The organism is Acidobacteriota bacterium, from assembly GCA_012517875.1.
In the GTDB taxonomy this organism is placed as follows: domain Bacteria; phylum Acidobacteriota; class JAAYUB01; order JAAYUB01; family JAAYUB01; genus JAAYUB01.
Window position 1 is genome coordinate 1 of the sequence record JAAYUB010000083.1, and the last position, 5,115, is coordinate 5,115.

Below are 5,115 nucleotides of genomic sequence, written 5' to 3' on the forward strand. Positions count from 1 at the left end.
CCGGATGTCGCCGGCCAGCGCCGCCGGCCGCAGCGCCCGCCGGACGCGCGCCCACTCCGCCCGCAGGGAGCGGCGAAACTGGTCCCAACTGGGTTTGCCGGCGGGGCTCACGGGCCGTCTCTCCAGAATGCCGGGATCGCATCCGGCTGGAACGTCCTCAGCCGCTCCACGTACCGCGGCGGGCCCGCCACTTCGAACCGCCCGCGGACGCGGCGGTTTTCCATGCCGTCGGGCCGGAAGCGGTACAGCCCGGCGATTGTATAGGGGCCGTCCGGCGCGGTCCGGTCCAGGCCGTGCACTTCGGCGATTTCGACAATTTTCCGGCTGTGGTCGGGCAACATCTCCACCTGGATCACCACATGCACCGCCCGGGCGATCGTCTCCCGCACCGCCCGCGCCGACGATTCCAGGCCCGACTGCAGGTACAGCGTCTCCAGCGCCAGCAGCGCGTCGAAGGCGCTGTTGGCGTGGATGGTGCCGATGGCCGCCTGGCCGGTGTTCATCGCCCGGCAGAGGTCGTGCGCCTCCGGGCCCCGCACCTCGCCCACGATCAGCCAGCGCGGGTTCATCCGCAGGGCGTTGCGCACCAGGTCGCGCAGGGTGTATTCCGTGTCGTCGGCGTAGATCTTCTTCTTGGATTCCAGGGCGGCCCAGAGCTCGTGGCCGATCCGGATCTCCCGCGCGTCCTCCCCGGTCACGATCAGGTCGCCGTCCGGGATGAAGCTGCACAGGGCGTTGAGCAGGGTGGTCTTGCCGCTGCCCACGCCGCCGGAGATCAGAATGTTCCGGCCGGCGGCCACGATGCTTTTCAGCACGGCCAGCCCGGCCGGATCGAACGCACCCAGCCGCATCAGTTCGTCCACCCCCAGCGGGTCCTGGCCGTGGATCCGCAGGGCCACCAATGCCCCGCCGGCCGCGTAGCACGGCTCCATGATCACGTTGACCCGGGAGCCGTCGGGCAGCCGGGCGTCCAGAATCGGGTTGTCCCGGTCCAGCTTGCGCTTGATGAAGCGGGAGATGGCCTCCAGGCAGATGGCTAGGTCCTCGTCGGAGCGCCAGCCGCCGGCGAACCGGGCGAATTCCGAGCGGCGGCGGCGGACGTAGATTTTCCGGGCGCTGAAGACCAGGATGTCGGTCATCTCCGGATCGGCCAGGAGCGGCTTGAGCGGTCCCAGCGTGTCCTGGATGATTTCGGCGGTCAGCTCCATGGCGACGCCCGGTTACTCGTCCTCCGGCGCGGCCGCTTGTCCGGGCGCGGATTCGCCCCGGACGAAGGCCACCCGGCCGGCCTCCAGTCTCAGACGGGCGGAGTACCGGCGGGACCCGTCCCGGGTGACGAAGCCGTCCAGCCGGTCCGTCTCCCCCCTGGCCAGCAGGTCCTCCACCGCCTCCTCGGGCAGCAGGAGCCCGCCGTATTCCTTCCAGATGGTCAGCGGGCACTTGTTCTTGGGAAAATTCGTGCAGCCGTATGCCTTCGGGCTGCTGGCATACACCCAGCCGCCGCACAGGGGGCAGCGGCCGTACACCGGCACCTCCACATCCACTTCCTGGCCATACAGCCGTCCGGTCAGGGTCACGGTTTCCATGGGTCCCTCCTCTCCTGTTGCTGCGTCAGCCGCATCAGGAATGCGGCCGCCTGCAGCAGGGTCTCGTCCAGCGTCGGACGGCCGAAGGCGTACCGGATATACCGGGCCTTGTTCGTCCGGACGTTGAGCATGTAGGCCTCGAGCAGCACGCCGGCCAGGCCCGGGCGGGCGGTGCGGTCCACCCCCAGGAGACACACCCCCGTTTCCAGGTCGGACCGGCCCACCGGCCGCAGGCCGGCGTCCACCGCGCCGGCGACCAGCGCGTAGCGCAGCGCCGCCTCGTAGTGCGTCAGCTCCGGCACGCAGCGGACCACCCGCAGGCGGACGGTCGTGCCTGCCGGGGGCGTGTAGCCCTCGTCGTGGCGGTAGCCGAAGAACGGGTTGCCGCGCAGCCTGGCGTAGATCTCCGGGGTGAAAAATTTGCCGATCGTTTGCGGGTCGTCCCGCACATCCGGAGAATCCTCCAGAAACGGCCGGAACTCCGCCATCCGGCGCATGAACTCCAGGTCCGCCGCCGATTCCGCGCCGGCGGGCGGCGACGGAGCGCCCTGCCCCGCCGCCGCGGCGGCCAGCAGGCCGATGCACCCGAACAGAATCAGGCGGGTCTTAACGCGCATAGCTCCGCTCGTCGATCCGGCTGTAGGCGCTGATTTCCACATCGTCGGCCAGGTACACCTTGACCTTCTTGCCGGCGTCCACGGTGATGGTGGGGACGATGTTGGTGTAGCGCTGCATGATGGTGTTGAGGATCTTCTCGAAGTTGTCGGTGGTGTCCTCGATGACGTAGGCCCGGCCGGAGTAGGGGTCGGTGTGCTGCTGGGCGGCCGCCCCGAGTCCCTCGATGGCGCCCACGAACAGCGCCGTGCCGAACTGCAGCATCCAGTGGCGGTTCACCTTGGACACGACGCCGTGGGCGCCGGTTTGATCCAGCGCCCGGGCGGCCTTTTTCGACTCCGGGAAATAGACCAGGCTGCCGTTGGGCAGCACCATGCGGTTGAATTTGACAAACAGCCGCGCGGCCCCCATGTAATCGACCGCCTGGCTGAGCCCGATCAGCCGGGTGCCGGTCGGGAACACGACCCATTTCCCGGCCGGATCGAAGTGGTCCTTGGCGACGTAGCACACCACCGGCGAGGGTTCCGTGTCGGCCACGATGCGGTTTTGCAGCACCGTGTCGATGAAGTCGCCCTCATACAACCGCACCGCCGGCCGGTCGCCATAGGCGACCTGGGAGACCCGGGCGCCCGCGAGGCGGGGCGGGCCGCCGTCCCCTGCCCGTTCGTTGTGCGCGCCGAGGCGGGCGGCGGAATCCGCCGCCTCCGGCTCGGCCCTGTCCGGGCGCATCTCCGCCGGGCCCGACCGGGCCGGCGGTTCGTCATACAGATCGGCCTGCTTCATCGTCCGCGAGTAGCAGAACATGGTCTGCCGTTCCCGGGCGTAGTCCTTGTCCCGTTGTTCGGCGGCGGCCCGGGTGTCGGCACTCCGGGACTCCGCGCCGCGGTACAGCAGGCGGCTGTCGGCCGCCTCCGCCGGCCGGGCCGGCGCCGCCGTCAGGGCCGCGTCCTGCTGCGCCGCCGCCTGCTGCAGGATGCCGCGAATCATCAGGTTGCCCTCGGCCCTCGTATGTTGGGCTTCGGCCGCCTGCTGGGCGATGGCTTCCGGCGTCATCTCCCGGGTCTGCGCCGCCGGATCGGCCAGGACGTCCGTCTGGTGCAGCGTCCGGTCCTTCAGGTTCATCCGGCTTTTCCGCTCGATTTCCGCCAGGATCTTCTGCTGGGCCTGGGCGTCGGCGCTCGGGGCCGTTGTCTCCGGCCGGCCGGAATTGCCCAGGGCGGCCAGGATGACCACGCCCAGGAGGATCAGCAGCACCATGCCGACGCCGCCGGCCACCAGAAAGGCCCGGGGCCGGCGCGGTGGCTTCCCGCCGCCCGGAAGCTCGTCCCGCGACTCGAAAACGTGCGTGTCCTCACGGGACACCCGGCCGGCGTCCCGTTCCTCTGCCGGCCCGGTCCGGTCTCCGGTTGCTGCAGCCATCATCGCCCCTCGCGGGTGATGTCCACGGTCTGTTTGTCCAGCTTCAGCACGAGCCGGTCGGCGGCATGGCCGAGCACGTGGCTGACCCGGTAATACCCGCCCTGATCGGTGTAGGCCAGCGGCTCGAGCTGGTCCTTTTTGGCCCCCCGGCCCAGCAGGTACACCGCCGGCTTGACCTGGGCCCGCGGCATGAAAATGTACGTAAACACGCCGTCATCGGCCACCCGCTCCACCGGGAAGGCGTCGCCCTGGATCCGGTAGTTGCTCTGCACCTTGGCCAGCAGGTGCAGCCGCTGGGCCTCCAGTTGCTTGTCCAGTTCCACCTGGTGGCTCCGCTCCAGATTCTCCGTCTGCCGGCGGACCTCTCCGGCGACGGTTTGCCGGAACAGGTTCTTGTCGTGCGCCTCGATCACCACCAGCGTGTCGGCGACCGGCGCCGGCGCGGGCGACACCAGAAACACGTAGGTCGCGCCGCTGTCCGTGTGCACCACGGCGGTGGTCTCCTTGTTCTCGGCCAGGGCCTTGATGACGGCGATGGTGCCGTTGGACTGGCCGAAGAACAGCTTGGAATCCGACACCACGAAGTCCTGAATCCGTGCCCCCTCGGGCAGCTTGAAGGTGGTGCCAATCCCCACCGGCGACACCACCGGATAGACCGTGTCTTCGTTCTCCCCGTCGAAGTTGGCCACCAGCGTCCGCAGCGTCACGCCGAGGGCGCAGACGCCGAGCGCCAGCCCGAGAACCGCCCCCACCACGATTCGGTTCATATCACTCCTCCCGCACGAAATTGCTCTGCGAATACTCCACCAGCAGCAGGCCGCTGGGCGTGTCCGCCGTCCGCGGCACCGTCTTGAGCCGCAGCGAGGCCACCCGCCGCTGGCTGTCCGTCAGACCCTGCGGCGAAATGGCTTTGCTGCTGAAATAACACTGCACCAGAATATTGGGACTGGTTTGCAGGATGTTGACCGCCTGGAGCTCGACCACGCCCTGATCCCCCGCCTGCAAGTGCCGTTGCCGCGCCTCAATGTTGACGGCGTCCTTGATCTGCAGGGTCGCGTCCGGGACGCAGCAGCGGAAGGCCTCCGCCAGGTTGGACGAGGCGGTGTAGCGGGTGTAGGTGTAGATGTTGCGCAGCAGTTGCCGGACAAAATAATGCACTTCCGCCGGCTTGCGGTCCTCGCCGGCGGCGTCCACCACCCGCCAGTCGATGGGCCGGCTCTCGCCGGTGGCCTCGTTGATCACGATCGGGATGGCCCGGACTTCGCCGGCGTGGCGGGAGATCAGAACCAGCGCCACCACCAGGCCCGCGCAGACCAGCCCCAGCACGAACAGGGCGTACTTGAGAAAGAGGTTCACAAAGGCCAGGTGGCCGGTCGAACGGATGTAGTCATCCACGTTGCCCTTGACCATGATCTACCCCCGCGCCGCCGACTGGGCCGCGGCACTGGCCGCGCCCGCGGCCGCGCTGGCTGTTCCCGCCGCCGCCGTGGCCGCC

General features: G+C 69.1%; 6 protein-coding genes. All 6 read right to left on the reverse strand.

Annotated elements, in window-relative coordinates; genetic code table 11:
* Positions 1 to 107 precede the first annotated feature (107 nt).
* Genes GX414_08685 through GX414_08710 form a run of 6 tightly spaced genes read right to left on the reverse strand, consistent with a single transcriptional unit; the run spans position 108 to position 5,030 of the window.
* Positions 108 to 1,208, reverse strand: coding sequence for a CpaF family protein (locus GX414_08685; GenBank protein ID NLI47169.1), 1,101 nt, complete (start codon positions 1,206 to 1,208; stop codon positions 108 to 110).
* 12 nt (positions 1,209 to 1,220) lie between these two features.
* On the reverse strand, positions 1,221 to 1,586 hold the full coding sequence (locus GX414_08690) for a hypothetical protein (GenBank protein NLI47170.1): 366 nt from the start codon (positions 1,584 to 1,586) through the stop codon (positions 1,221 to 1,223).
* Positions 1,574 to 2,203 (reverse strand): hypothetical protein, encoded by a 630-nt coding sequence (locus tag GX414_08695; GenBank protein ID NLI47171.1) that lies wholly within the window; start codon positions 2,201 to 2,203, stop codon positions 1,574 to 1,576. Before GX414_08695 ends, GX414_08690 begins: the two co-directional genes overlap by 13 nt.
* Entirely contained in the window at positions 2,193 to 3,620 is a 1,428-nt protein-coding gene (locus tag GX414_08700) for a TrbI/VirB10 family protein (protein ID NLI47172.1), read from the reverse strand. The genes GX414_08695 and GX414_08700 overlap by 11 nt, the downstream gene beginning before the upstream one ends.
* Complete coding sequence (locus tag GX414_08705; GenBank protein NLI47173.1) at positions 3,620 to 4,387, reverse strand: TrbG/VirB9 family P-type conjugative transfer protein; 768 nt, start codon at positions 4,385 to 4,387, stop codon at positions 3,620 to 3,622. The genes GX414_08700 and GX414_08705 overlap by 1 nt, the downstream gene beginning before the upstream one ends.
* 1 nt (position 4,388) lies before the next feature.
* The gene (locus GX414_08710) at positions 4,389 to 5,030 is read right to left on the reverse strand and encodes a hypothetical protein (protein NLI47174.1); all 642 of its coding nucleotides are present in this window, start codon (positions 5,028 to 5,030) and stop codon (positions 4,389 to 4,391) included.
* Between the last annotated feature and the right edge of the window lie 85 nt (positions 5,031 to 5,115).